Consider the following 214-nt stretch of genomic DNA (forward strand, 5'->3'; position numbering starts at 1 on the left):
AACAACGGTACCACGACCGGAGATGGAGAATACGTCTTCGATTGGCAGCAGGAATGGCTTGTCAATCGCACGCTCTGGTTCTGGGATGTAAGAATCCAGGAAGCCAGCCAGTTCGATGATTTTCGCTTCCCACTCTGCTTCGCCTTCCAGCGCTTTCAGAGCAGAACCACGAACGATTGGAGTATCGTCGCCCGGGAAATCGTACTGAGACAGC

Annotated in this window: 1 pseudogene; it reads right to left on the minus strand. The window is 53.3% G+C overall.

The features are described 5' to 3' along the window. Positions 1-214 (minus strand): annotated as a pseudogene (gene tuf / locus UTM25_RS17050) (elongation factor Tu); the annotation flags it as partial.

Origin of the sequence: Enterobacter sp. 61D5 (assembly GCF_034107965.1) — a bacterium.
Taxonomy (GTDB): domain Bacteria; phylum Pseudomonadota; class Gammaproteobacteria; order Enterobacterales; family Enterobacteriaceae; genus Enterobacter; species Enterobacter cloacae_M.